This window comes from Mesorhizobium sp. M1342 (assembly GCF_040317955.1).
GTDB lineage: Bacteria > Pseudomonadota > Alphaproteobacteria > Rhizobiales > Rhizobiaceae > Mesorhizobium.
This window is the reverse complement of sequence record NZ_JAMYLI010000012.1, coordinates 113,955-136,500: the sequence shown is the minus strand read 5'-3', so window position 1 is coordinate 136,500 and position 22,546 is coordinate 113,955. Positions and strand designations below refer to the sequence as shown.

Annotated in this window: 28 protein-coding genes; 12 read left to right on the top strand and 16 right to left on the bottom strand. The window is 60.6% G+C overall.

Annotated elements, in window-relative coordinates:
- Positions 1-125: 125 nt before the first annotated feature.
- Positions 126-875: a Crp/Fnr family transcriptional regulator gene (locus NKH06_RS14710; protein ID WP_352630661.1), complete on the bottom strand. Its 750-nt coding sequence runs from the start codon at positions 873-875 to the stop codon at positions 126-128.
- A gap of 570 nt (positions 876-1,445) precedes the next feature.
- On the opposite strand from NKH06_RS14710, the gene NKH06_RS14705 reads away from it, so the two are divergent.
- The 4 genes from NKH06_RS14705 (at position 1,446) to NKH06_RS14690 (ending at position 2,867) form a co-directional block, all read left to right on the top strand.
- Positions 1,446-1,745, top strand: a complete 300-nt coding sequence (locus NKH06_RS14705) for a PRC-barrel domain-containing protein (RefSeq protein WP_013531539.1) — start codon at positions 1,446-1,448, stop codon at positions 1,743-1,745.
- 81 nt (positions 1,746-1,826) lie between these two features.
- Entirely contained in the window at positions 1,827-2,261 is a 435-nt protein-coding gene (locus NKH06_RS14700; RefSeq protein ID WP_352751030.1) for a GFA family protein, read from the top strand.
- A gap of 80 nt (positions 2,262-2,341) precedes the next feature.
- Positions 2,342-2,542 carry a KTSC domain-containing protein gene (locus NKH06_RS14695; RefSeq protein WP_023811991.1) on the top strand — a complete coding sequence of 67 codons (201 nt, stop codon included), beginning with the start codon at positions 2,342-2,344 and terminating at the stop codon, positions 2,540-2,542.
- 160 nt (positions 2,543-2,702) lie between these two features.
- Positions 2,703-2,867 carry a hypothetical protein gene (locus NKH06_RS14690; protein WP_023811992.1) on the top strand — a complete coding sequence of 55 codons (165 nt, stop codon included), beginning with the start codon at positions 2,703-2,705 and terminating at the stop codon, positions 2,865-2,867.
- A 62-nt stretch (positions 2,868-2,929) separates the two neighbouring features.
- Here NKH06_RS14690 and NKH06_RS14685 read toward each other — a convergent pair whose 3' ends face one another.
- From NKH06_RS14685 to NKH06_RS14670, 4 genes are all read right to left on the bottom strand, one after another.
- Positions 2,930-3,184 carry a DUF6894 family protein gene (locus NKH06_RS14685; protein WP_023811993.1) on the bottom strand — a complete coding sequence of 85 codons (255 nt, stop codon included), beginning with the start codon at positions 3,182-3,184 and terminating at the stop codon, positions 2,930-2,932.
- Between the two features lie 49 nt (positions 3,185-3,233).
- Positions 3,234-3,473, bottom strand: coding sequence for a hypothetical protein (locus NKH06_RS14680; RefSeq protein ID WP_031213489.1), 240 nt, complete (start codon positions 3,471-3,473; stop codon positions 3,234-3,236).
- A gap of 208 nt (positions 3,474-3,681) precedes the next feature.
- Positions 3,682-4,860, bottom strand: a complete 1,179-nt coding sequence (locus NKH06_RS14675) for an acetate/propionate family kinase (RefSeq protein ID WP_352893331.1) — start codon at positions 4,858-4,860, stop codon at positions 3,682-3,684.
- Positions 4,857-7,268, bottom strand: coding sequence for a phosphoketolase family protein (locus NKH06_RS14670; protein WP_352893329.1), 2,412 nt, complete (start codon positions 7,266-7,268; stop codon positions 4,857-4,859). Before NKH06_RS14670 ends, NKH06_RS14675 begins: the two co-directional genes overlap by 4 nt.
- A 262-nt stretch (positions 7,269-7,530) precedes the next feature.
- On the opposite strand from NKH06_RS14670, the gene NKH06_RS14665 reads away from it, so the two are divergent.
- The 4 genes from NKH06_RS14665 to NKH06_RS14650 all read left to right on the top strand — a co-directional run bounded on the left by NKH06_RS14665 (position 7,531) and on the right by NKH06_RS14650 (position 10,589).
- Positions 7,531-9,522 carry a protein-L-isoaspartate(D-aspartate) O-methyltransferase gene (locus tag NKH06_RS14665; protein WP_352893328.1) on the top strand — a complete coding sequence of 664 codons (1,992 nt, stop codon included), beginning with the start codon at positions 7,531-7,533 and terminating at the stop codon, positions 9,520-9,522.
- 101 nt (positions 9,523-9,623) lie between these two features.
- The gene (locus NKH06_RS14660; protein ID WP_013531530.1) at positions 9,624-9,830 is read left to right on the top strand and encodes a hypothetical protein; all 207 of its coding nucleotides are present in this window, start codon (positions 9,624-9,626) and stop codon (positions 9,828-9,830) included.
- A gap of 45 nt (positions 9,831-9,875) precedes the next feature.
- Positions 9,876-10,346 (top strand): YbhB/YbcL family Raf kinase inhibitor-like protein, encoded by a 471-nt coding sequence (locus NKH06_RS14655; RefSeq protein WP_128304464.1) that lies wholly within the window; start codon positions 9,876-9,878, stop codon positions 10,344-10,346.
- Positions 10,347-10,430: 84 nt separating this feature from the next.
- Entirely contained in the window at positions 10,431-10,589 is a 159-nt protein-coding gene (locus NKH06_RS14650; RefSeq protein WP_352721411.1) for a hypothetical protein, read from the top strand.
- Positions 10,590-10,699: 110 nt separating this feature from the next.
- Here NKH06_RS14650 and NKH06_RS14645 read toward each other — a convergent pair whose 3' ends face one another.
- Positions 10,700-11,128 carry a hypothetical protein gene (locus tag NKH06_RS14645; protein WP_023812000.1) on the bottom strand — a complete coding sequence of 143 codons (429 nt, stop codon included), beginning with the start codon at positions 11,126-11,128 and terminating at the stop codon, positions 10,700-10,702.
- Positions 11,129-11,319: 191 nt separating this feature from the next.
- Here NKH06_RS14645 and NKH06_RS14640 point away from each other — a divergent pair, with 191 nt between their 5' ends.
- The gene (locus NKH06_RS14640) at positions 11,320-13,221 is read left to right on the top strand and encodes a multicopper oxidase domain-containing protein (protein ID WP_352893326.1); all 1,902 of its coding nucleotides are present in this window, start codon (positions 11,320-11,322) and stop codon (positions 13,219-13,221) included.
- A gap of 55 nt (positions 13,222-13,276) precedes the next feature.
- Here the strand turns inward: NKH06_RS14640 and NKH06_RS14635 are convergent, their stop codons facing one another.
- Positions 13,277-13,435, bottom strand: coding sequence for a hypothetical protein (locus NKH06_RS14635; protein ID WP_023812002.1), 159 nt, complete (start codon positions 13,433-13,435; stop codon positions 13,277-13,279).
- A 150-nt stretch (positions 13,436-13,585) separates the two neighbouring features.
- Positions 13,586-13,813 (bottom strand): hypothetical protein, encoded by a 228-nt coding sequence (locus tag NKH06_RS14630; protein ID WP_023812003.1) that lies wholly within the window; start codon positions 13,811-13,813, stop codon positions 13,586-13,588.
- Positions 13,814-14,064: 251 nt separating this feature from the next.
- On the opposite strand from NKH06_RS14630, the gene NKH06_RS14625 reads away from it, so the two are divergent.
- Both NKH06_RS14625 and NKH06_RS14620 read left to right on the top strand, forming a co-directional pair.
- A complete protein-coding gene (locus NKH06_RS14625) occupies positions 14,065-14,460 on the top strand; it encodes a hypothetical protein (RefSeq protein WP_023812004.1) in 396 nt (131 codons plus the stop codon).
- Positions 14,461-14,913: 453 nt separating this feature from the next.
- Entirely contained in the window at positions 14,914-15,099 is a 186-nt protein-coding gene (locus tag NKH06_RS14620) for a hypothetical protein (protein WP_023812005.1), read from the top strand.
- A 38-nt stretch (positions 15,100-15,137) separates the two neighbouring features.
- Here the strand turns inward: NKH06_RS14620 and NKH06_RS14615 are convergent, their stop codons facing one another.
- Together NKH06_RS14615 and NKH06_RS14610 are read right to left on the bottom strand one after the other, a co-directional pair.
- Complete coding sequence (locus NKH06_RS14615) at positions 15,138-15,887, bottom strand: metallophosphoesterase family protein (RefSeq protein WP_023812006.1); 750 nt, start codon at positions 15,885-15,887, stop codon at positions 15,138-15,140.
- Entirely contained in the window at positions 15,880-16,689 is an 810-nt protein-coding gene (locus tag NKH06_RS14610; RefSeq protein WP_023812007.1) for a nucleotidyltransferase family protein, read from the bottom strand. Before NKH06_RS14610 ends, NKH06_RS14615 begins: the two co-directional genes overlap by 8 nt.
- 366 nt (positions 16,690-17,055) lie before the next feature.
- Here NKH06_RS14610 and NKH06_RS14605 point away from each other — a divergent pair, with 366 nt between their 5' ends.
- Positions 17,056-17,967, top strand: a complete 912-nt coding sequence (locus tag NKH06_RS14605) for an agmatinase (RefSeq protein WP_352721409.1) — start codon at positions 17,056-17,058, stop codon at positions 17,965-17,967.
- Between the two features lie 2 nt (positions 17,968-17,969).
- Here the strand turns inward: NKH06_RS14605 and NKH06_RS14600 are convergent, their stop codons facing one another.
- From NKH06_RS14600 to NKH06_RS14575, 6 genes are all read right to left on the bottom strand, one after another.
- Positions 17,970-18,626: an imm11 family protein gene (locus tag NKH06_RS14600; protein WP_352630643.1), complete on the bottom strand. Its 657-nt coding sequence runs from the start codon at positions 18,624-18,626 to the stop codon at positions 17,970-17,972.
- A gap of 64 nt (positions 18,627-18,690) precedes the next feature.
- Entirely contained in the window at positions 18,691-19,353 is a 663-nt protein-coding gene (locus NKH06_RS14595; RefSeq protein WP_352893324.1) for a glutathione S-transferase family protein, read from the bottom strand.
- A gap of 40 nt (positions 19,354-19,393) precedes the next feature.
- On the bottom strand, positions 19,394-20,266 hold the full coding sequence (locus tag NKH06_RS14590) for an aldose 1-epimerase family protein (RefSeq protein ID WP_352865951.1): 873 nt from the start codon (positions 20,264-20,266) through the stop codon (positions 19,394-19,396).
- Positions 20,267-20,441: 175 nt separating this feature from the next.
- On the bottom strand, positions 20,442-21,158 hold the full coding sequence (locus NKH06_RS14585) for a Bax inhibitor-1/YccA family protein (RefSeq protein ID WP_352865945.1): 717 nt from the start codon (positions 21,156-21,158) through the stop codon (positions 20,442-20,444).
- A gap of 23 nt (positions 21,159-21,181) precedes the next feature.
- Positions 21,182-21,973, bottom strand: coding sequence for an anti-sigma factor family protein (locus tag NKH06_RS14580; protein ID WP_127294473.1), 792 nt, complete (start codon positions 21,971-21,973; stop codon positions 21,182-21,184).
- Positions 21,970-22,485, bottom strand: coding sequence for a sigma-70 family RNA polymerase sigma factor (locus NKH06_RS14575; RefSeq protein ID WP_352893323.1), 516 nt, complete (start codon positions 22,483-22,485; stop codon positions 21,970-21,972). Before NKH06_RS14575 ends, NKH06_RS14580 begins: the two co-directional genes overlap by 4 nt.
- Between the last annotated feature and the right edge of the window lie 61 nt (positions 22,486-22,546).

Genomic DNA, 22,546 nt, shown 5'->3' with positions numbered 1-22,546 from the left:
CCAAAACATGCCGCAGTGGCCGGCGCGGGTTTGGGCAACGGTGTCTCACCGGCATCATCGCGTCGGCCACTCGAAATGTCTTCCTGGCGGTTCAGTGGCGGAGAAGCCTCTGTTGGCCCCGGCGCTCAAGCGAGAGGCCGCTCCTGCCTCGCGGCATGCTTCGAGCCCAAATCTCCGATCAGCCGGCGGTACTGGGTTTCAGGTGGACCGTAAGAGCCTCGCGCCAACGTCACGAGACCGTCTCGATCGCGGATCGTGATCTCTCCGCGGCGCGCTCGGATATAACCATAACTCTCGATCATCTGCAGACCCACGGTAACCCCCGGACGCCTGACACCAAGCATGATGGACAGAAATTCATGGGTTATCATAAGCCTGTCTCCGACAGTGCGGTCGCTGCACATCAAAAGCCATCTCGCCAGCCGGACTTCCAGGCTCTGCCGTGCGTTGATCGATGCCGTGTAGCTTGTCTGAACGTGGAAATATTGGACATAGCGCAACAGGAACGACCGCAACGTAGGGCTGTTCTCCAGGGCTTCGACGAATGGGGCAGCCTCTACCCGGAGGGCCTCGCATGTCGACTGGACGTAGCAATCAAAGTTCGCCTGGTCGTCCCCCATGATCAGGGCCGAACCGGTCATTCCTTCGAACCCGATGATTCCGACTTCCGCTTCGGTCGCCGCCGAAGTCCTGGCCACCACCGATGCCAGTCCGCTTTCCAGAAAATAGACGGCTTCGATCTTCTGCCCCGCAGTCTCCAGTGGCGCGCGCAAGTCCAGGAAAACGCTCGCCAGATGCGGCCTTAACCTCGCGAAGTCGTCCGCGCTCATGCGGCGAAGCAATTCGCTCTTGGCTTGCAGTATCTGGTAATCCACGAGACTCTTTTCCCTTGGGCAAGAGCACTGGGATCTCTTAGCCGGCCGCGCCCGTCTAACGAGCGGACGGTAACGAACCATAGACCTCGTCTCGCGCAGCACTAGACGGGCCGGCGTGTTGGTATGAAACCGACAGTTACTGCTGAAGACTCGAAGGCCTTGCTGGCTGACCATCTTTCGCCAGCAAACGAGCCTCCCGCAGGATAGAGGCGCGATCGAACCCGAGGAGCGATATGATTTCACGTATCTGCTGTTCAATGGCGCCTGTATCCCGCGCCAGCGCGGTTATCGCGTCCAGTGGCAGACCGGGGTGCTCGGGCTCCTCGCCATGCAAGGCCATGCCTCGTGATGGGCAAGAGCGATGGTCACTCCCAAGCGTCAGCGCCCAACTGTGCTGCTGACGATTTTCCTTTGTACGCTTCCGTACGGAGCTTTGCGAGTCAATTCGGGCCGAGGCTGATTTTGAGGGTTCTTGCATCCTTGCGTCGTCCGTCCGTCGCCCCCGAAATTGTTCGGAACGATTGCTCGGCTGAGAGGTTCAGATATTCCACCCAACAGGAGTCTCGAACGATGGATCACACCAACCACGTACGCCTCACAAGCACCGAACTGACGCCAGACATTCTCGAAGACGCCACGATTTACGACGCGGACGACAACAAGGTCGGCAGCGTTTCGCATGTCCACGGCTCTGGAGCCGCCAGTCAGGTCGTCATCGATGTCGGCGGCTTCCTCGGCATAGGCGCCAAGCCAGTGGCCGTTCCCGCGAGCCAGTTGGAATTCATGCGCGATGAAGACGGCGACGTTCACGCGGTGACGAACTGGACCAAGGATCAGCTCAAGAGCATGCCCGAGCATCACGATGCATGATTTCAGCGACTTCACCTTGAATGGGAGCGGCCGTTCGGCCGCTCTCTGAACGTCCCTTGGGCGCGACAGGATGGACAGACGATGCGGCGCGAGACCGGAGCCTGCTTCTGCGGACGGATCGCGGCAGCCGTGGATGGAGAGCCTTTCTGGATATGCTACGATCACGACGACGATTGTCGCCGGGCCATCGGAAGTCCGCTGACGATCTGGGTCGGTTACCGGCCGAAGCAATTTCAGCTTCTTAGGGGAACTCCGAAGGCCTTTTCCAAAACGCCAGGCGTCACCCGCACGTTCTGCCCAGACTGTGGAAGCTCGATAGGCTATAGCGACGAAGGCCTGCCGGACGAGTTCTATGTGACCATCGGCTTCCTCGACAAACCTGAAGGTTTTCGGCCGCAAGCCCATGCCTATTGGGACCTGAGGCTACCGTGCATCGAGTTTGATGACAGCCTGCCACGCATCGACCGATATTCGAGGAAGCGCGACCCGACGTTCGGCAACCCGCGCGACCGGTAGTCGCGGTGCGAGCCGCGAGGGCATCGGCGGAACCTGACTACCGCTAGCGGGTTATTCGGGCAGACCCGTCGGGTGCCACCATGCCATCGACCGTGATCCAAAACACACAATACGATCCCGCCACCAAGATCCTCTCGGTCTGGTTTGTGCCGAGCGGCAGACGTTACGATTATGAGGGTGTTGCGCCGGCAACTTATGCCGCTTTCACCAAAGCCTCCTCAAAAGGCCGCTTCTTCAATGAATTCATCCGAGATCGCCATCGATACCGCCGCGTGGCGTGACAAGTTCAGCCATGAGCAGGCGATGCACGGAACCTGACCGGCATCGTCTCGTTGACGTCTCGTCGAAGCAAACCAGGCAACGACAGTTCATCTGGATATGGTCGGGCGTTGGCACCGGCAAAGATCGATCGGAACAGGGCTTCAAGGGAGTTCAAGAGCCATGACGGCCAAGAAGCAGAAGACCGAAAGCAAGGACAAGAAGGCGCTGCGCTTGGCAGAGACCACCGACGTCTCACCCAAGCAGGCCAAGGAGCTCATGCGAAAGCATGGCAAGGACAGCCCCAAGGTCGAGAAAGAAGCCAGAAACTTCAAGGCGGAAGGATAGGATCCACATTGACGCCCGACCTGTATGACCCTGCAAGCGATCGGCCGCCAGGCAATTCGGTATTAAGGGGGTGCCCCGGCCTTTTCGGCCGCGAGCGCAAAGGGGAAGCGCAGCACCAGGTTGCGGTTCTCGTCAAAAATCTCGAAGGCCAATCCGGTACGCAGCGGCTTGCCATGCAGCAGCTCTTCGGCGAGGATTTCCTTCGCCGACGCCATCGCGTTTTCCTCGGCGCTCGCGAGATCAGGAAATTCCTGGCCCTCCGGATCCTCCTGCAAGCTTCCGCTCTCATCTCGAAGGTCGAAAAAGTATCTGGACATGCCGACTGAACTCCTGCTCATCGCGATGGTGGCCTCGGAAGCGCCAGCCTCAGATTTCAGTGCCTGATATACCCGGATTGTCGAAGAGCACGGCGAGGCCATGCTCTATGGCGCAGGCCGCAATCAGATCATCGAAGGCCTTTCCCGAAAGCGGGCAACTTGGCATCACCTCTCGGATTGCGGTTCCGGCGTTGGCTGTAGAGATCACATCGTGGCGCTTCTTGCGTGTCTCGACATATTGCTCGACCAGGATTTTCAGGCGCCTCACCGCAACGTCGTCCGTAAACATGGATTCCTCAGCCAAAGCCTGAAGTAAGGCTGTCGGCCTGATCATCGTGCCGACGGTCTCGGGGTTAGCCGGGATTGCTCGCACAATATTTCCATGGGCAGTTGGTTCCCCCGACCGCTCGCTTGGTAATTTTCGTACAGGGAATACCCTTGCCCGCGCTTTTGTCGGGCCGAACCGACAGCCGACTTCAGATGCCGATGGCGAGCCTTCAGGCTTGCATCACCTTGCGGCTGTGACGTGCAACGACACTTTCCTCATCGGTCGCAATCACGCGCACCTCCACCTTGCTCTCCGACCGACTGATGATTTCGGCGTGGGTGTCGTTGGCGTGTTCTTCAAGCACCACGCCAAGCCAGGTCAATTTTTCGCATATGGCGTTGCGGATAGACGCGGACCGTTCGCCGATGCCGGCGGTGAACACGAGGCATTCAAGACCACCCATCGTGTTTGCAAGCGCCGCGGCCTCTCTCGCGGCGCGAAAGGCGAAAAGCGCCATCGCCTCATGAGCGCGAGGATCATTGCTCGCTTCCAGCGTCCTCATGTCGCCCGAAATACCGGATACGCCGAGCAGTCCCGACTTCTCGTAGAGGATTGTCTGCAGTTCCTCAGCCGCGATGCCTCTTTCCAGCAGGAAGTACAACAGCACGCCGGGATCGATGGCGCCGCACCGCGTGCCCATGACGAGGCCATCCAGCGCCGAAAACCCCATCGTCGTATCGATGCTCTTGCCCTGCTGCAAAGCGCAAAGGCTGGCACCATTGCCGAGATGGGCGACGATGGTGCGTTTCGCCGCAAGAGTTGGCGATATCCCGCTGAGCCGCCCGGCGATGTATTCATAGGAGAGACCGTGAAACCCGTAGCGGCGCAAGCCTTGCCCTTCATACTGGCGCGGAAGGGCGAAGCGCCGCACGAGCGGATCGATCGTCTGGTGGAAAGCGGTGTCGAAACAGCCAACCTGTGGCAAGTCCGGTTGCAAGGCAGCTATCGCGCGGACCGGCGCGAGACTGCGAGGCTGATGCAGCGGAGCAAGCGGCGTCAACCTGTCGATGGCGTCGATGATGTCTGGGGTAAGACGGACAGGTTCGATGAATTCGCTTCCGCCATGCACGACGCGATGGCCGGCGCAGAGCAGGTTTCTTTCGCCAATTTCGCTCTGCACCCAATTCAGCATCTCGCCTATGGCCGCATCACGCGACTTGTCGGCGGCGAGCTGCCGCTCGCACTGCACCGTTCCGTTGGCCGCTTTTGCGCGGAGTGTGGGTGTGTCGCCCAAGTCCAACGTGCCGCGTGAAACGAGCTGCAGATCCTGCGACGAGGCAATATCGTAAAGCGCGAACTTTATGCTGGACGAACCGGCATTCAGCGCCAGGATCGACCGGCGGGTCATCGGCGCGCCTTTGCCGCGCTTTTGCCGGGCCAGCTCCATTCCTGGATTTCGGGCATGTCTTCGCCGTGCTCGCGGACATAGGCCCTGTGCTTCACCAGCCGGTCGTGGAGTTCGCCCGCAAGCCCTTCGGCCCTTTCGGCCAGTCCCGGCACGCGTTCGATGGCGGCGAGCGCGAGGTGGTAGCGATCGAGTTCATTGAGCACCACCATGTCGAACGGCGTCGTCGTGGTGCCCTCCTCGCGGAAGCCATGCACATGCATGTTGTCATGGTTGGCGCGACGGTAGGTCAGGCGATGAATGAGATAGGGATAGCCGTGATAGGCGAAGATGACAGGCCGTGTCTTCGTGAACAACGCGTCGAAGTCTCCATCGGCGAGGCCGTGCGGGTGCTCGGTGTTCGACTGCAGCGTCATCAGGTCGACAACATTGACGACACGTATTTTCAGGTCGGGGATCGCAGAGCGCAGAATGTCGGTCGCGGCCAACGTTTCCAGGGTCGGCACATCGCCGGCGCAGGCCATGACCACATCGGGCTCCTCGCGCTGAGCAACCGTACCGGCCCATTCCCAGATGCCCGCCCCCGCCTTGCAATGCGCTTCGGCTTCTTCAATGGACAGCCATTGCGGTGCCGGCTGCTTGCCGGCGGTAATGACATTGATGCGGTTATAGGTTCTCAGGCAATGATCGGTGATCCACAGCAGGGTGTTGGCGTCCGGCGGAAAATAGAGCCTTACCGTATCGGCCTTCTTGTTGGCGACCAGATCGGCAAAGCCCGGATCCTGATGGCTGAAACCATTGTGGTCCTGCCGCCAGACATGGGAGGTCAAAAGGTAATTGAGCGAGGCGATCGGCTTGCGCCAGGCAAGCTCGCCGGAGGTCTTCAGCCATTTGGCATGCTGGTTGACCATCGAATCGACAATGTGGATGAAGGCTTCATAGCAGGAGAACAGGCCGTGCCGGCCGGTGAGCAGATAGCCTTCGAGCCACCCTTGGCAAAGATGCTCACTGAGCACTTCCATGACACGTCCGTCACGGGAAAGATGGACGTCGTAGGGTTCGATGCGCTGCATCCAGATCCGATCGGTAACTTCGAACACCTCATCGAGGCGGTTGGATGACGTCTCGTCCGGCCCCATCAGGCGAAAATTCCGCGCCTCGGCATTGAGGCGGAACACCTCGCGAAGATAGCTTCCGCAAATCCGCGTCGCTTCAGCGATGACGCCACCTGGACGCGGCACTTCCAGCCCCAGGCTTTTCCAGTCTGGAAGCACAAGATCGCGCTTCAGCAGTCCGCCATTCGCGTACGGGCTTGCACCCATGCGCTTTGTCCCTGTTGGGGCAAGTGCCGCTAGCTCTGGCAACAGGTGTCCGCTTTCATCGAACAGCTCTTCCGGTTTGTAGCTTCGCATCCAGTTTTCGAGGATCGTGCGGTGGTCCTCATTTCCGCGTGCGTTCGACACCGGCACTTGATGCGAGCGCCAGAAACCCTCAACCTTCTCGCCATCGACCTCCTTGGGACCTGTCCACCCCTTGGGGCTGCGCAGCACGATCATCGGCCATTGCGGGCGTTGACCATGCCATCCCGGAGCCCGTGCCTGCTCCTGAATGGACCGGATGCGATCGAGCACCGTGTCGAGCGTCGCGGCCATCGACTGGTGCATGGAAAGCGGCTCGTGGCCTTCGACGAAGAACGGTTCGTAGCCATAGCCGGCGAAAAGCTTTCGCAATTCCTGGTCGTCCATGCGGCCGAGGATCGTTGGGCTGGCGATCTTGTAGCCGTTGAGATGCAGGATCGGCAGGACGGCGCCGTCCGACATCGGGTTCAGGAACTTGTTGGAATGCCATGCCGCCGCGAGCGGACCGGTCTCGGCTTCGCCGTCACCAACGACGCAGGCAACCACCAGGTCCGGATTGTCGAAGGCCGCACCGAAGGCATGGACCAAGGCATATCCCAGTTCACCGCCCTCATGGATTGAGCCGGGCGTCTCGGGCGCGGCATGGCTTGGCACGCCGCCGGGGAAGGAAAACTGCCGGAACAGTTTCCTGAGGCCGTCTTCGCCCTGCCCGATATCGGGATAGATCTCGCTATAGGTGCCCTCGAGCCAGGTGTTGGCAACCATTGCGGGACCGCCATGGCCCGGGCCGCAGATAAACAGAACATCAAGGTCGCTTTCGCGGATAACGCGGTTCATATGCAGGTAGAGAAAATTCAGCCCCGGCGTCGTGCCCCAATGTCCAAGCAGCCGCGGCTTGACATGTTCGGCCTTCAACGGTTCGCGCAACAGCGGATTGTCGAGCAGGTAGATCTGGCCGACCGAGATATAATTCGCGGCGCGCCAGTAACGGTCCAAGAGGTCGATCCGTTCGTGGCCGATAGCCTGCGGCGTCGCGGCTGCCTTGTCGTTCATCGACATCTCCAGCTTCGGTTCGCTGGTGATAACTGGGGCATTTTTGCGCTTGAGCAACCCCCGACTGCCGCCGTCCGGGGCGGCGTCGCGACCCGCGCAGCCAAGAGACCGGACGCTATCCCGGCGGGCACACGGCTCTGTCCGCAGATAGTCGGGAACCTTGAAGTCTTCTGGCGGTTAGAAACTGGAATCGCGAAGGCAGGCTCAAGGCAGGTACCGCGAAGGATCGCCTCGAAGCGTTGCACCAAAGGGGAGCTAAAAGATGCTCGATCTTCCTCGTGCCCGTGATCGAATGGTCAAAATCCATGTCGGCCGGCGCGGCATCCATGACCGTGAGATTCTGCAGGCTATGCGCGAAGTTCCACGCGAGGCCTTCGTCGAACCCGGCTTCGAGGAATTTGCTTATGAAGACACGCCGCTGCCGATCGCCGACGGCCAGACCATATCGCAACCCTACATCGTCGCGTTCATGATCGAGATGGCGGATGTCAAACCGGGTGACCATGTGCTCGAAATTGGCACCGGCTCGGGGTACGCGGCCGCGGTGATGAGCCGGATCGTCGAACAGGTCTACACGATAGAGCGTCATCCCGGTTTGGCCGAAACCGCGAAGCGGCGGTTTGAAAAACTCGGCTACCAAAACATCGAGGTTCGGACAGGCGATGGCACCAAGGGCTGGCCGCAGGCGGCGCCGTTCGATGCCATCGTGGTGACAGCCAGCGGTCCCGGCGCACCGCTCGCCCTTCAGGAGCAACTCGATGTCGGCGGCAGGCTCGTCATTCCGGTCGGCGACGACCCGGATTTGCAACGTCTGCTCAAAGTCACCCGGACAGGCGCCGCAACCTATAGCGAGGAGGATTTCGGCGGTGTGCGCTTCGTCCCTCTGATCGGCGAGCAGGGTTGGTCGGAAAACGGCACGGTCACCGACGTCGGTCGTCCGCTTCGACATCCCCATCCGATCAGCCTGCCTGATATGATCGCGGCCGCGGCCGAACCCCTGCCCGATTTCGACGATCCGGCCTTCGGCGCATTGTTCGATCGGTTCGCCGACCGGCGCATTGTTCTGCTTGGCGAGGCAAGCCATGGCACGTCCGAATTCTACAGGGCGCGCGCGGCAATCACCCGCAGGCTCATCGAACGCCACGGCTTCACCATCGTCGCGGTCGAGGCGGACTGGCCCGACGCGGCGGCGATCGACCGCTACGTTCGCCATCGTCGGCCCCGAACCGGCACTGGTGCGCCATTCCAGCGATTTCCGACGTGGATGTGGCGCAACACCGATGTCGCGGCCTTCACCGACTGGATGCGCCGTCACAACGAGAAGCTAGAGCCTTTGGAGCAAGCAGGGTTCTACGGCCTCGACATCTACAATATGAGCGGTTCCATCGGCGCGGTCCTCGACTATCTCGACCGGGTCGATCCCCAGGCAGCCAAGATCGCGCGCGAACGCTATGGCTGTCTGACGCCCTGGCAACACGAACCGTCCACCTACGGCCGCGCGGTGCTCACCGCCGGCTATCAAAAATGCGAAAAAGCGGTGCTGGAACAATGCCGGGACTTGCTCGCCAAACAGCTCGAATATGCGAAAAGGGACGGCACCGACTTTCTCGACGCCAGTCAGAATGCCCGGCTGATCGCGTCCGCCGAACACTATTACCGGATCATGTACTATGGCGGTGCGGAGTCCTGGAACCTGCGCGACACGCACATGTTCGAAACGTTGGAACATTTGCTGCATGCCGGCGGCCCCAACGCCAAGGCCGTGGTGTGGGCGCACAATTCCCATATCGGCGATGCCCGCTTTACCGAGATGGGCGTCGTCAGGGACGAACTGAACATCGGCCAACTCTGCCGGCAGCGTTTCGGGGATGAGGCAGCGCTGATCGGTATGGGCACGCATTCCGGCACTGTAGCGGCCGCCAGCAACTGGGATGGCAAAATGGAGGTGAAGCAAATTCGCGCGTCGCACGCCGACAGCTACGAACGGCTTTGCCACGATTCCCTTGTGTCGCGGTTCCTGCTCGACCTCGGGCGCGACACAACGCTGCGTGAGCGGTTGCTGGAACGAAGGCTGGAGCGATTTATCGGCGTGATCTACCGGCCGGAAACCGAGCTGGGCAGCCACTATGCGGACGCTTCCCTGCCCCGGCAGTTCGACGCGTTCGTATGGTTCGACAAAACCGCGGCAGTGACGCCGCTTGGCCCGGAGCATGCAAGAACCGGCGTTCCCGACACCTATCCATTCGGGCTTTAGCCGGCGCGCGGCAAACCAATGAAGAAGCCGAGGCGTGGAACCGGAACGAATTATCCGGTCTGCGATTTCAAAACTGCAATCCCCGTCGAAGGAGTTTTCTCATGACCGGAACCAAACATCCGAAATGGAAAAAACCAAGCGATGCCGACTTGGCGAATAATCCTGGTATCGGGACTTCCAAGGGAACGATCAAGGAAGGCGAAGAGTTCGAGCTTGAAGGCGAGAACACGGTCGAAGGTGACGTCGAAAACGACACGACCGCCGCTGGCGGGATCGATCCAAGACAAAAGATGCGGACCAACAAATAGCTGCCCTGCGCGTCGCTGGGATCAACTTCGCCGGAGGAGTGAACCATGCCACTTGCCCTTAGCAGTGCCGCCTTTGCCGAAGGCGGACAAATTCCCGAAAGATACACACGAGACGGCAAAAACGTATCGCCGCCGCTGAAATGGTCTGGAGTGCCAGATGAAGCAAAGAGCCTTGTTCTCGTCGTTCAGGATCCTGACGCGCCGAGCGGAACGTTTGGTCATTGGGCGGTGTTCAACATCTCCCCGGACACAAGGGAACTTCCCGAGGCCGAAAGCGGCAAGCCGGGTCCGGGCGCCCTCAGGCAAGCAACGAATGATTTTGGCAACGCCTATTACGACGGCCCTGAGCCGCCGGTCGGACATGGCGTTCACCATTACCATTTCCGGCTGGCCGCGCTCGACATCCCGAGCCTTGCCATTCCAGCCAGCGTGGGCATCGAGCGCATCTGGCGGGAGGCGCAGAAACATTCGCTTGAGCAGGCTGAACTCATCGGAACCTACGAGCGCAATTCGTAAGTTAATGACCAGGGGCGACCGAGGTGGCCTGCTGCGCGGAACGGTTCTCCTCCTCGCCGGTTGTCTGGGAAAGGAGATGGCGCCATGTTTGGAGATATCATGTGGTTGGTCGTCGTTGCCGGCGGCCCATTGCTGCTGATCGTGCTGATGGCCTATGCCGTTATCGCACGCCGTCGGCGTGGACCCGCCGAACGAAGGGAGAGCGACCGAGCGACCGAGCGGCTATACCAGGACAAGCGTTGATCCGCATCGGCGAGACCTCCGATTGGCAAGACATCCAATCGGCAAGACATCCAATCGGCAAGACAGGGGATCGTATGCCGCACCGAAGCGACGACGATCCCCAACTACGGTCAGCGCATTATCCTTTGCCGCAACCACGCAAAGAACCTGCCGCTGATGGCTGAGCGGACCCGCGTCGCAGCCCAGCGCGCTTTCATGGTTGAGCCGACGTGGCAATCGCAGACGATGTCGTGCAACTGCCAGTCGTTCAACTCGAAAAAGCGCTTTGCCTCACCATATGTGTCGTCTTTCAAACCCGATGCGCGCAGCACTGGATCTTCGAAGGCAACCGAAATTGCCGTACCCTCGCCCCGCATCATCGCACGTGCTTCAGGATGCAAATGTTCAGTGCCTGCAAAGGCCCCAAGGCATCGCTCGGGATTACGCTCCAGCAGTTCAGCCCAGCGCTCTACGCGCTGATTTCGTGTCATTGCGGAATAGGCAGCCGACGATTCAATCTTGGCGACGGCATGCAGTTGGTCGAGTGTTTGATGTTTCATGGCCAGCTCCTGTTGAGGCAGCGAAGCGCCCACGCCTTCAAGGGAATTACCGCGCGTTAATGCTTCGACAAGAGCGCCAGGCTGGAGAATTCGACACAACCGGATTGGGCCGGCGGGATCATAAACACGCCGGCTGCGTTCATCGACGGGGCTGCTTGTGACAAGCCACTGATCCGCGACGGGATGCATCCATGTTCATCCAGCCAATCGACTATTTCCTTGCCGTCTGGTTCGCTCTTGCCGCCGCCTCGACGCTTTATGTCGGCTTCGATCAATACCGCAACAATCCCGAACCGGTGGTGATGAAATGGGGTTTCATCCTGGTGACCCTCTATATGGGTCCATTGGGGCTGCTGCTTTATGTGCTTGCAGACAAGGAGCCACGGCCGGGCGAGCATGAAGACTTTACCAGGCCGCTGTGGAAACAGGGGGTCGGTTCGACCATCCACTGCGTTGCCGGCGATGCGACCGGCATCATTCTCGCCGCAGTCATCACGGCAACGCTTGGCTTGCCGATGTGGCTCGACCTCATCGTCGAATATCTGGCGGGCTTTGCCTTCGGCCTGTTCATCTTCCAATCGCTGTTCATGAAATCGATGATGGGCGGCACCTACCGGGAGAACGTGCGCAAGAGCTTCCTGCCCGAGTTCATCTCGATGAATTTCATGATGGCCGGCATGGCACCCGTCATGAGCTTTCTGATGATGGGGCGCGACATGCGCGCCATGGAGCCGAACGAGCTTTTGTTCTGGGGCGTGATGTCGATCGGCGTCATCGCTGGCTTCACGCTCGCCTATCCGGCCAATGTCTGGCTGGTCGCGCGCGGGCTGAAGCACGGATTGATGACGCAGCGCCCGCAGGCGAACGAAACGAGCAGTGGAGAGCCGACCGCCCACCAACAGCATGCTATGCATCACCCCAACGCCGGCGACGGCCGACGAAGCCGCAACACCTCCCATAAGTCCAAACGCAGCGGCCACCAGATGGAGACGGACGCTACCACGCCGCAGATTGCGGCCCTCGGTATTGTGTCGGTGTTGGCGCTGGCGATCGGCATGGCCGCGCCGGCCAACTGGCTGAACCTGACGCTTTCGGCGCGTGACGTCGGCGGCGCGATCATGCCGCAAGGCATGATCATGGGTCGCGACACGCCGGCGGAGGCCATGCGTGACATGGCTGCAACCGATCCGCGTCGCGTTACCTCGTCCTATGCTCTTGCCGCCAAGGGCGACCAGGAACTGCCATTCCGCCTGGAGAACGGCGTCAAGGTGTTCGAGCTCAGACCATCGGTGGTCCGCTGGCAGATCCTGCCCAACGTCGCGGTCGACGCCTATGCCTACAATGGCCAGATTCCCGGTCCGCGCATCCACATTCGCCAGGGCGATAAGGTTCGCATCGACGTCACCAACGACCTGCCCGAAGAAACCACGGTGCATTGGCACGGCATGATTCTGCCGAACCAGATGGATGGGCCTGCCGAGATCACCCAGCCGCCGATCGAACCTGGACAATCCTATTCCTATGCATTCACCGCGACCCAGCACGGGACCTATTTCTATCATCCGCATGCCAAGCCGGACCGCACCCAGGCGCTGGGGCTTTATGGGGCGCTGATCATCGATCCCGCCAATCCTGCCGACGAGGTTCCGGCTGACCACGACTATGTCATCGAACTTCAGGAATGGCTGGTGCGTGATGGGCTGACCTACCCCTCAATGCCAATGGAAGGCGGCATGCCGAACTTCTTCACCATCAACGGTAAGGCCTATCCCGCAACCGACACCATTCCTATGAAGGTGGGCGAGACGCTGAAGGTGCGTTTCATCGGCACCAACAACGGCTTCGTCCATCCAATGCATATCCATGGCGGACCCTTCGAGGTCGTCGCCCGTGACGGTGAGACGCTTTCTCCCTCGGCACGCTTCCTGGCCGATACCATCAATGTCGGACCGGGACAGCGCTATGACGTCGTGTGGAAGGCGCTGCGTCCCGGCAAGTGGCTCATTCACTGCCACATCCCGCATCACACGACGAACAACAATGTCGAGGAGAAGGGCGGCGGCGGGTTGATGGTCGTCATCGACGTCGGCTAGATCTGCCAACCCCTGTGGATTTACCGATGTTATTCGGAGGCCGCGTTGTTGCGCGCTACTTCTTGATAATGGTTCCGTTGCGCAAGTCGAATGCTTCGGTACCGCGAGCCTGACGGTAGAAATCGTCCTGCAATTCGCCCCACTCGCCGAGAAAGGCGCCGCAATTGCTGCAATGAATTGGCGTCGATTCCTCCGCGTTGTCGGGAATGTCCATTTGGATAGTCCCACAAGCCTTGCAATCGAGTTTGTCGTCCAACCGTCGTCCCATTTCCCAATGATTGCGCATTTTCGGCCATGAGCCAATTGTCGATTTCGTACCAAATCGCTTCAACCGCCGGTGAGTCCTCCAGCCATGGCTCATCGGTCAATCGCGAGAGTCAAAAAGGACGGCCAGCCCCAGTTCCCGTGCCAGCTCGACGATCGTCTCCATCAACTCATCGTCTGTGTCCTGCAAATAAGGCGCGTCCCTGCGAGCGGCCTCTATCGCCGCTTTGACCGAAACAATGTCGCCGTATCGCGCACTTCGAAGCTCCTCTGCCAGAAACGCCTTGGCGGTACCGACAGGTCTTATTGCCCATCTGGCGATGCTCATGCGGCTCCCTCCCATGGTCACCTCTGCTTGATTTTGATCCTGTCCAAGGTGCAGATCAATCGATGGTACGATTCCGTACGAAACCGCCCAACCGGTTGGGAGACAGCCGTGTGACGGACGCCCTGGCCAAGGTTTTCGGCGTCTCTCTGGGGTGAGTTGGGACGAAATCGCCCGGCGGGACCAGCCCCGCGGGAACCATCGCTCAGCATGGGGGTTTCTTCAAAATCTCCTCGAGGATGCAAGGAGCGACCATGCGCATGTTGACGATAGCTCTCGCACTTTCCGGGGCGGTCATCATTCAGCCCGTCTACGCCCAAACTGTTGGCCCGCAGCCTCCCCAGGTGACGCCACCGCAGGGCGAAGTGCAACCGGAGCTGGCGCTGCCAGATCCAGGCTCTGCTGATTTGAATTTCACCGGCGTTGCCATTATCGCCGTCGAGGATTTGCCTGACGAAATCAAGGCGCAGGCGGATGCCGTGATCAATCAAACCAGCGCCGAAGATTTGCTTCGCCTGCAAAACTCAGTCGATGCTTCGCCTCAGGCGACATCGGCTTTGAGGGCGAATGGGCTCAATTCCTCGCAGGTTGTCGCTGCAAACATAGATGGCGATGGCACGCTGACCCTGATCATCCAGACGACGACTTGAGGCGCCGAAGCAACCATTCAACTTTGCCGATCTGCAGGCGATGGGCTTTCTGTCTCGAGGTTGCGCACTTGCCCCGCGATAAAGAAGCTCCCCTTCGTCTATGCGTGGACGGGAGGCTCTTCATTCTCGTCGGGATTGGGCAGCGGGGTCTCGTCCGGGAGCCTTTCCGGTTCGGGTTCCTCGATCGGCTGGGGCTTCCATGTTGGAGGCGGCACGGGCACATCGCGATTTGGGTCTGGCTGTCTTGGCTGTGGCATCTAACTATCTCCGTTCAGTCGGAACAACTCGTGCGCCGTGGCATGGTTCCTGGCAGAATCCAGCCATCGAGATCGTTACGCCCTCAGGGCACGCGCATGTTGGTCCGCCCAGGTGCCGGCCCAAAAGTTTGCAGATCGTTCGGAACCGGTCGGATTTTCGAGCCGTTGTCATCGACAGGGATCAAGGAGAAGCGCAATGAAGGACAAGCAAGGAAATATCGACCATACATTGCCGCAGGTCGCCATCGACGATCAGCAGGTGCGACAACTGGCGGCCACGACCGATTTGCCGTCCAGGCAGGCTCGCGAACTGGTGCGCCGTCACGGCAACGATCCCCGGAAGCTGGAAGAGTTGGCGAAGTCGATCAACGCCACCAATTGAGTTCAGGCCAATGGGCACCACGGCGCATGCCGCTGGCGTCAGATTTCGAGCAAGGCGTAGGGGCGGCCGCTTGGCTTGGTCACATGCATGGCGACGTTGTAGACCTTGGCTCCGCCAGGCGTTTGACCTTCGTAAGAACCGCGATGTGCATGACCGTGCACGACAGCACTAACCTGGAATCGATCGATCGTCTCCGCCAGGCGTGAAGAGCCCAAAAATGGAAATATCTCCGGCGGTTCTCCCGCGACTGTGTCGGCAATCGGCGCATAGTGGAGGATCACCAGCGTGCGCTTCGCCCGCACCTGGCGCATTGCGTTTTCAAGTCGCATTGCCTCGTTCACGCTTTCGGCGACCATCGTCTTGATGGCCGGTTCACCGAATGAGCCGAGCATGCGTGACCCGAAGCCGCCTATGAATCCCTTCACGCCGACAAAACCCACCTCTTCGATTTCGACTGCCTGCCCGTCGAGGAGATGAACATGCGCCTGGCGCAGGATGTTCGTGACGTCTTCCACCGCACCAGACTCGTAGTCATGATTGCCGAGCACCGCCACGACCGGGATCGAGCAGTTGCGCAGATCCTCGGCCAGCATCTCCGCTTCACGAGGCTTGCCGAGATTGGTCAGATCTCCCGTGAGAACGAGAATGTCCGCTTCGCTCGAAATTTCGCCGAAGAGGTTTCGATACGAGGTTTGCGCATCTTCCCGCACATGGAGATCCCCGACCGCGGCAACTTTGAGCGCGCGTGCGCCGTCCTTGGGCCCGCTGCTCTTGACGGGATCAGCCATCACGGAATTCTCCCACACCACCGACGCCGGCGAAGCCCCATTCCTTGACGTCGATTTCGTAATCGGTTTGCGAAAGCAGCCGCCCACGGCAGATCTTCATCCTTGGAGACGGCAACTGCCGTTGCTTGGCGAGGCGGTCGAGCAATTCATCGAGCAGCCACGCCGGGATATGATCGCGCTCGCTCGGATAGATCCATCTGAAATTGATAAGCTGCATCAACAGAACCTCCCAATGAACCTCCAGATAAGAAAGCAGCCGGTGCCAATCGATCTGATCGCCCGCCTTGAGAATCGTATGAGCGATATCGGCGCCATCGTGTCGCCCTCTGTCCTGGATAAAGCATTTGGACCAGATGAGTTCGGTCGGGCCGATGATCCGCACCCTGCTGCCCAACAGCTCTGTTTGGCGGGCGTGTTCCAGCCACAGGTCGCCAACAGGCACCGTGCCGTTGGCCGAGCCGAATATGACGTCGAAGAAATGCGTGCCCTTGAACACCTTGCCGAGCCACCGGTCATCCTCGATTTCGACGGCATATCCAAGCTGCTTGAAATGGGCGAGGATCCGCGCGTAATCGCCTGCCTTGCAGAAAATATCGAGGTCCTTGGTCTGGCGGGTGACACCCGTATAAGCGCTTACCGCGTAAGTCCCGGCGACCAGAAAGGGTATGTCGGTGGCGGTAAGCTCGCGGATTGCTTCCGTGTAAAATACCTCCGCCTCGGCATTTTTGAGCGTCGGCGCCGCTTTTGCATCGATCTTGGGAAGCGAGACCAGAACGTTTTCAGGCAATGGACCATTGGTCATGAAACGATGACTCCGAATCCGGCAACCGGTAGTCGCCCGCTGTGGTAACAACGTGAACCTCGCCTGGTTCCGCTACCAGGCGACCAGCCAAGGTTCATTCTCGTCACGCACTGGAAATTTCGGGATCGCGCCTGCCGATCCAAACCGCCAACGTCCTCGTCGGCAGCGCAATGTCGCCTCGAGATCGGCCCATGCCACCGCCAATGTCCCATTGGCCCAAATTTGAAACACCAGGTGGGTGATCGATCTCGATTGTTTTAGAGTTTATTGGGCTTACCCAATCGGCCCACAAAGCTGAAGCCGAGGCGCTTGACTTAGACGCAACCGATTGGCGTGCGCTAAGCCATCATCAGGATCCATCAAGCCATGACACCCTCGCCTCCCTTTCTCGGCTTTCCCGATCGCCTGACAGATGGTCACATGCCCCGCGCAGTGATCTTCGGAGCCGGTCACGGCAGCACTTATCCCGGCAAGGACAGCCGCGGCCATGCCTTGGCGGCGGATGCCATCCGAACTGCGAGCCAGGACGATGCCGCGCTCGTCGAGCACTGGGATTTCGATCTCGGTGGCCCGCTGTTCGACGGCAAGCCGGCCTCTTGCATCGACGTCGGCGATATCTTGACCACCATGCATGACAATGCCGGCAACAGGGTCAGGATCGAGGCAAAGACGCGCGAAATCCTGGTATTGCCGGCCGTGCCGATCCTGATCGGCGGCGACTGTTCCATGACCATTCCCTTCCTCTCCGGCTTTGCGGAGCACGGGCCGGTCTGGGTCCTGCAGATTGACGCCCATATCGACTGGCGCGACGAGGTGCATGGCGAACGCTACGGCTATTCGAGCCCGATGCGCAGGGCGAGCGAGATGCCGCATGTCGGAGGCATGGTGCAAGTCGGCCTGCGCAGCGTCGGCAGCGCACGCATCACCGAGATCGAAGCGGCACGGCGCTATGGCAGCCGCTTCGTGACCGCCCGCGAGGTTCACGCTCAGGGCGTCGAAGCCGCGCTCCGGCATATTCCGGAAGGCGCGCGGGTTGTCGTCACCCTCGACTGCGACAGCCTCGATCCAAGCATCATGCCGGGCGTGGCGGCGCGTACACCCGGCGGCCTCACCTACATGGAGGTGATCGACCTGATCGCCGGCCTCGGCAGACGGGCCCGGATCGCAGGGTTCGACCTTGTCGAGTTCTATCCTCCGGCTGACATTGACGACCTGTCAGCGCTGACCGCCGCGCGCCTTCTCGTCAATGTGGTCGGCACCGTCGTCCGGCAGGTTTGACGTCAAAATCCTGCTCTCCGCCGCAGACCTGCCCAAAAGCGCGTGAGCGAGCTTGCGGTTGAACTGCCCTTTTCCACACCTGGGTATTCGATCCTGCCTTGTCCGACCGGCCCGTCGCTCCAGACCAAGTTGAAAGCAATGCCCTTGAGCCCAAGCTCCCCGATCCGGCGTACGATCGTCTCCTGCAGATAGATATCGGATATTCGCACCCCGTCCGCACGCTCGGGCAGCTTGAATATCTCGGTACCGCCGATTGCGTCCGCTCGAAGGACGAGGCTTTCGATCACCATTACGCCGCCATCGTCAAAGCGAACGATCTTTGAACGTTCCTCGTCCAGCGCATCGATCACGGTGGTGACATTGCAGAGCGATATTGGCTCGTCAGCACGAAGCGGCAGGAATTCACCGTACGGTTCGAGGGTTGGCCGAAGCAACTTCAACGCCCTCGCCCGCAGGATGAGCACATGCTCGCCAAGCCATGGAAAATCTGAATATTGCCGGAACGTACCGTCGTCGTGTTCGCGCAGGATCTCCATCCCGGGCGGATGCCATTGTGTCTGCTTCCGGCCGCAGAGCGTCGAAAACAGCTGGTAGTCGTCCGCCTGTCGAGGAAGGACCCATTCCTGTCCTTCGACCACACTCAGGACATAGATATTCATCCGATCCCCCGCACATCATTGCCTTGGTAGACTCGGCCTGCTGCGCGGCTCTTCGCGCGCGTTCTCACCGCTGGTCCGCGACAGCCGTTTGCGGCACCGGCGGCAATTCGGGTGCATCCATCCCCTTGAAAGGGTCACGCCAGGCGCCGATGTCTTCAAGCCGACGGTACCAGCGGCTGACAGAGGAATAATCGTCGAGCGGCAATCTGGCGGCATCGTTGAACGGCAGAAAGGTCGCCATTCGAAAATCGGCATAGGAAACCGAATTCCCGGCCAGCCACTGCCGCTCGGCAAGCACGGCGTCGAGTATTGCCGCGGCCGTATGGAATTGGTTTAGGCCCTCCTCCACCCGCTTCTGATCGATCGGGCCGATGCCGTACCGCTGTTTGGTCCCACGTTCGAAATGCACAGTGTCGCACGCGAGTGCGAAGTGCTCCTTGCCCCAGCTCAGCCAGCGGATCATCTCGGGTTCGTCATCGCCGGTGCGCCAGAAATCCGAATGCGCGTCGCGCGAGAGCCTGCAGGCTATGGCGTCTGCCTCCCAGAGGCTCTTTCCCTCATCATCCACAAGGATGGGCAGTGAGAGATTGGGATTTAACGGCCGATATTTCTCCGCCTGCCCCGGAGCGAAGGGCGAGGCGAATTCAAATTCGACTTTCGCGTCGAGATGGAGTGCCGCCGCGACCGCCAATCGAGGATTGGGATTGCGGCTGAAATGCAGCTTCATAGGGCACTCCCGGCGTGACTGGATCTGCCGATCAGGAACGTCATAGCAGCCGTATCTGATAGCTCATCACGCGCTTTGCCCCCGGCGCGACCAGCATCAGGCCTGGTTTGTCGACAAAATCACCATCGAAATCCACCGGGCTTGCAAGGCCGTGCCAAGGTTCGATGCAAAGGAATGGCGCGCCGCCCGGCTTTGACCAGACGCCCAACTCCCGAACCCCTTGCCAGGACATCTCCAGAGCCGGGCCACGCTCGGCGGCATAACGCACGCTGGTGCTGGCGATCTGGTCCATAATCACGGCGTCCTCGTCAAACAGCCGTTCGGAGAGCGGGAGTATGTTGCCTTCGACAGGCGTCGGCTGTGGCGTTTTCAGCAGCAGTCCGTCCTTAAGGCGGCGGATCGGCGCCGGCTCATCACCGGCAAAGATCAGCCGGTAATCCGTCTTGGCCAAATCCGGCTGCAAGGGCCAATTGAATGCCGGGTGCGCCCCGATCGATGCCGGCAGGAGCTCATCACCGGTGTTGGAGATGTCGAAAGTCACATCAAGCTGCTGGCGGACCAGCGTATAGGTCACTTCAAGCCGAAAGGCGAATGGATAGCGCGCCCAGGTGTCGGCGTCGTCAGTGAGCACCAGCGTGCAGGATCGCGGCCCCTTCCGCCCCCAGGCAAACGGCTTGTCGCGCGCAAACCCGTGCTGCGTCATTGAATAGGTCCGGCCGCGATGGCGCAGATGATCGCCCGCCAGCCGCCCTACGATCGGGAACAGCACCGGCGAGTGCCGCCGCCATTCCGGCCCCGCCTGCCACAGGAACTCAAATCCGTGCGCGTCTTGCAGCGAAATCAGTTCGGCGCCCTGCGCGACAATGGTCGCCGAGATGCCGTCGCCATGAAGCCTTTGGCTGTCCTGTGCCACATTTCCTCGCGGGTCGTTGTTGAAGGCCGGCGCGGTGGGCAGACTAGCAAAAGCTCTTGGGGACTCAAGGTGTAGCCTGGTTCTGCAGGAACGAATTGTGGCCGGAGGATCTCCCTCCGGCCACCTCTCCGCATCAAGAGCAAAAACCCTCGCTCTTGCCCACAGCGGATAGTTGTTATTCGCGTTCGCCGGTAAAATTCAGCAGCAGCTGGAAGATGTTGATGAAATTCAGATAGAGCGAGAAGGCGCCGAAGACGGCAAGTTTCTGGCGCGATTCCGCGTCGAAATTCTCGGCATACTGTTCTTTGATCGTCTGCGTATCCCAGGCGGTCAGGCCGATGAACACGGCGATGCCTATCACCGAGATGGCGAACTGCAGCGCGGTCGAGCCGAGGAAGATGTTGACGATGCTGGCGATCACCACGCCGATCAGGCCCATGATCAGGAACGACGAGAACTGGGTCAGGTCGCGCTTTGTCGTGTAGCCGTAGAGACTGGTGGCGCCGAACATGGTGGCGGCGATGAAGAAGGTGCGCGCGATGCTGGTTCCGGTGAAGACCAGGAACACGGAGGCGAGCGACAGGCCCATCACCGCGCAGAAGGCCCAGAACATCGCCTGGGCACTCGCCGCCGACATGGTCTGCATTTTGAACGAGAACAACATGACGAAGGCGAGCGGTGCCAGCATCACCACCCATTTCAGCGGGCTGGAGAAGATCGGCACGTAGAGCGCCGGCGTCGATGAGATCATGAAGGCGACGAGGCCGGTGACCACAAGGCCGACGCCCATGTAGTTGTAGACGCGCAGCATATGCTGGCGCAGGCCCTCGTCGAAGATGGCTCCGGTTTGGGCGCCGGCGCCGGCGCGATATCCCAGATTGGGGGTGTTCATTTGCGTTCTCCTTTGTGGATCGATCAGTAAAGCGTCTTGGCAAGCGTCTCGGCGGCGCGGTCGAGGTCGTGAACCTCGCTTCGTCCGACCACCGCATAGGCGACATCGCCGATCTGGAAATAGGCCGACGAAATGTCGCCCGAGGGCGCTATCGTCGGCTTGACGACGTCGAAGGTTCCGGGCCGGATCGCAAACAGCGACACCAGCCCCATGTCTTTCGTCTCGACCGCCATCTCGACGCTCGGCCCAAAGCGCGACGGATAGATCTGCACGTCGCGCACCCTCCAATCCGTCGGCAGCGACGGCATGACGATGGCAGTGGCGGCGCGGATTTCGCCGGCGTTGTAATTGGGCGCTTCCGGCTGCGAGGGCATGCTCTCGCGCACCAGCGTCGTCCTGTGGGCCTGCACCGCCTCGTCGACATAGGCGGGCGGCTGCGGCGAGGCGACGACCTTGGTCACCGACATCGGCCCGATGATGCCGTTTGCCAGCCAGCCGGCGGCGACGAAGCCGGCGACCGCCGCCGCGCGCTGCAACACGCCGAAGAGCCGGCCGCGGGCAAGCCCCCTCTCCAGCCGCCGCGCGGCATCGGCGGTCGCGGGCCGCGCCATGCCCTTGGAGCCGGCCAAACCTGCGGAACCGGCAAGCGCCACGCGCAGTTCATCGCGGGTCCTGAGATCCGACATCACGCGCGCCGCCGCCTCCGGGCGAGCGGACAAGAATGCTTCGACCTCGATGCGGCGGGTGACGTCGACCTGATCGTCGACATAGGCGTCGAGGTCGATATCGGTCACGGGATCGACAGTTGCGGTCATGACGGGCCTCCAACGATCCTGAGATGGGTTTTTGCCTTCGCCGGCTCCTCCATCTCGCGCAGTGCGGCGCGCGCCCTGCCGATGCGCGACATCAGCGTGCCGAGCGGCACGCCGCTGGCATCGGCGGCCTGTTGATAGGAGAGGCCTTCGATGGCGACGAGGTGCAGCGCTGAACGCTGTTCTTCCGGCAGGCTGAAAAAAGCCTCGCGCACCTGCGCCAGGCGCACCGAATGTTCCTGTGGTGCCGGCGTGCTGCCGTCGGCCAGGTATCCAGCCTGTTCGACGCGCGACGCTTCGGACTTGCGGGACCGCATCTTGTCGATGAAGGTGTTGTGGACGATCGACAGCAACCACGCGCGCAGGTTTCCGCCGGAGCGGAACGTGCTGCGCCGCTCATAGGCGCGCACCAGCGCGTCATGGACAAGATCCTCGGCGTCGGTGCTGTCGCGCGTCAGCGAGCGCGCATAGCGACGCAGCGAACCGAGCTGTCCTAGGATGTCAAAGCGTGGCATCGACGGTTTCATGTCCTGTTTACGGAGCATGTGGGGATTTTAATCCCTGCCCTGCCAATTT

Bases quoted from the DNA above. Each gene is read 5' to 3' on its own strand.
- NKH06_RS14705 (WP_013531539.1), top strand. From the start codon at position 1,446: ATGGATCACACCAACCACGTACGCCTCACAAGCACCGAACTGACGCCA.
- NKH06_RS14700 (WP_352751030.1), top strand. From the start codon at position 1,827: ATGCGGCGCGAGACCGGAGCCTGCTTCTGCGGACGGATCGCGGCAGCC.
- NKH06_RS14695 (WP_023811991.1), top strand. From the start codon at position 2,342: ATGCCATCGACCGTGATCCAAAACACACAATACGATCCCGCCACCAAG.
- NKH06_RS14690 (WP_023811992.1), top strand. From the start codon at position 2,703: ATGACGGCCAAGAAGCAGAAGACCGAAAGCAAGGACAAGAAGGCGCTG.
- NKH06_RS14685 (WP_023811993.1), bottom strand. From the start codon at position 3,184: ATGTCCAGATACTTTTTCGACCTTCGAGATGAGAGCGGAAGCTTGCAG.
- NKH06_RS14680 (WP_031213489.1), bottom strand. From the start codon at position 3,473: ATGTTTACGGACGACGTTGCGGTGAGGCGCCTGAAAATCCTGGTCGAG.
- NKH06_RS14675 (WP_352893331.1), bottom strand. From the start codon at position 4,860: ATGACCCGCCGGTCGATCCTGGCGCTGAATGCCGGTTCGTCCAGCATA.
- NKH06_RS14670 (WP_352893329.1), bottom strand. From the start codon at position 7,268: ATGAACGACAAGGCAGCCGCGACGCCGCAGGCTATCGGCCACGAACGG.
- NKH06_RS14665 (WP_352893328.1), top strand. From the start codon at position 7,531: ATGCTCGATCTTCCTCGTGCCCGTGATCGAATGGTCAAAATCCATGTC.
- NKH06_RS14660 (WP_013531530.1), top strand. From the start codon at position 9,624: ATGACCGGAACCAAACATCCGAAATGGAAAAAACCAAGCGATGCCGAC.
- NKH06_RS14655 (WP_128304464.1), top strand. From the start codon at position 9,876: ATGCCACTTGCCCTTAGCAGTGCCGCCTTTGCCGAAGGCGGACAAATT.
- NKH06_RS14650 (WP_352721411.1), top strand. From the start codon at position 10,431: ATGTTTGGAGATATCATGTGGTTGGTCGTCGTTGCCGGCGGCCCATTG.
- NKH06_RS14645 (WP_023812000.1), bottom strand. From the start codon at position 11,128: ATGAAACATCAAACACTCGACCAACTGCATGCCGTCGCCAAGATTGAA.
- NKH06_RS14640 (WP_352893326.1), top strand. From the start codon at position 11,320: ATGTTCATCCAGCCAATCGACTATTTCCTTGCCGTCTGGTTCGCTCTT.
- NKH06_RS14635 (WP_023812002.1), bottom strand. From the start codon at position 13,435: ATGGACATTCCCGACAACGCGGAGGAATCGACGCCAATTCATTGCAGC.
- NKH06_RS14630 (WP_023812003.1), bottom strand. From the start codon at position 13,813: ATGAGCATCGCCAGATGGGCAATAAGACCTGTCGGTACCGCCAAGGCG.
- NKH06_RS14625 (WP_023812004.1), top strand. From the start codon at position 14,065: ATGCGCATGTTGACGATAGCTCTCGCACTTTCCGGGGCGGTCATCATT.
- NKH06_RS14620 (WP_023812005.1), top strand. From the start codon at position 14,914: ATGAAGGACAAGCAAGGAAATATCGACCATACATTGCCGCAGGTCGCC.
- NKH06_RS14615 (WP_023812006.1), bottom strand. From the start codon at position 15,887: ATGGCTGATCCCGTCAAGAGCAGCGGGCCCAAGGACGGCGCACGCGCG.
- NKH06_RS14610 (WP_023812007.1), bottom strand. From the start codon at position 16,689: ATGACCAATGGTCCATTGCCTGAAAACGTTCTGGTCTCGCTTCCCAAG.
- NKH06_RS14605 (WP_352721409.1), top strand. From the start codon at position 17,056: ATGACACCCTCGCCTCCCTTTCTCGGCTTTCCCGATCGCCTGACAGAT.
- NKH06_RS14600 (WP_352630643.1), bottom strand. From the start codon at position 18,626: ATGAATATCTATGTCCTGAGTGTGGTCGAAGGACAGGAATGGGTCCTT.
- NKH06_RS14595 (WP_352893324.1), bottom strand. From the start codon at position 19,353: ATGAAGCTGCATTTCAGCCGCAATCCCAATCCTCGATTGGCGGTCGCG.
- NKH06_RS14585 (WP_352865945.1), bottom strand. From the start codon at position 21,158: ATGAACACCCCCAATCTGGGATATCGCGCCGGCGCCGGCGCCCAAACC.
- NKH06_RS14580 (WP_127294473.1), bottom strand. From the start codon at position 21,973: ATGACCGCAACTGTCGATCCCGTGACCGATATCGACCTCGACGCCTAT.
- NKH06_RS14575 (WP_352893323.1), bottom strand. From the start codon at position 22,485: ATGCCACGCTTTGACATCCTAGGACAGCTCGGTTCGCTGCGTCGCTAT.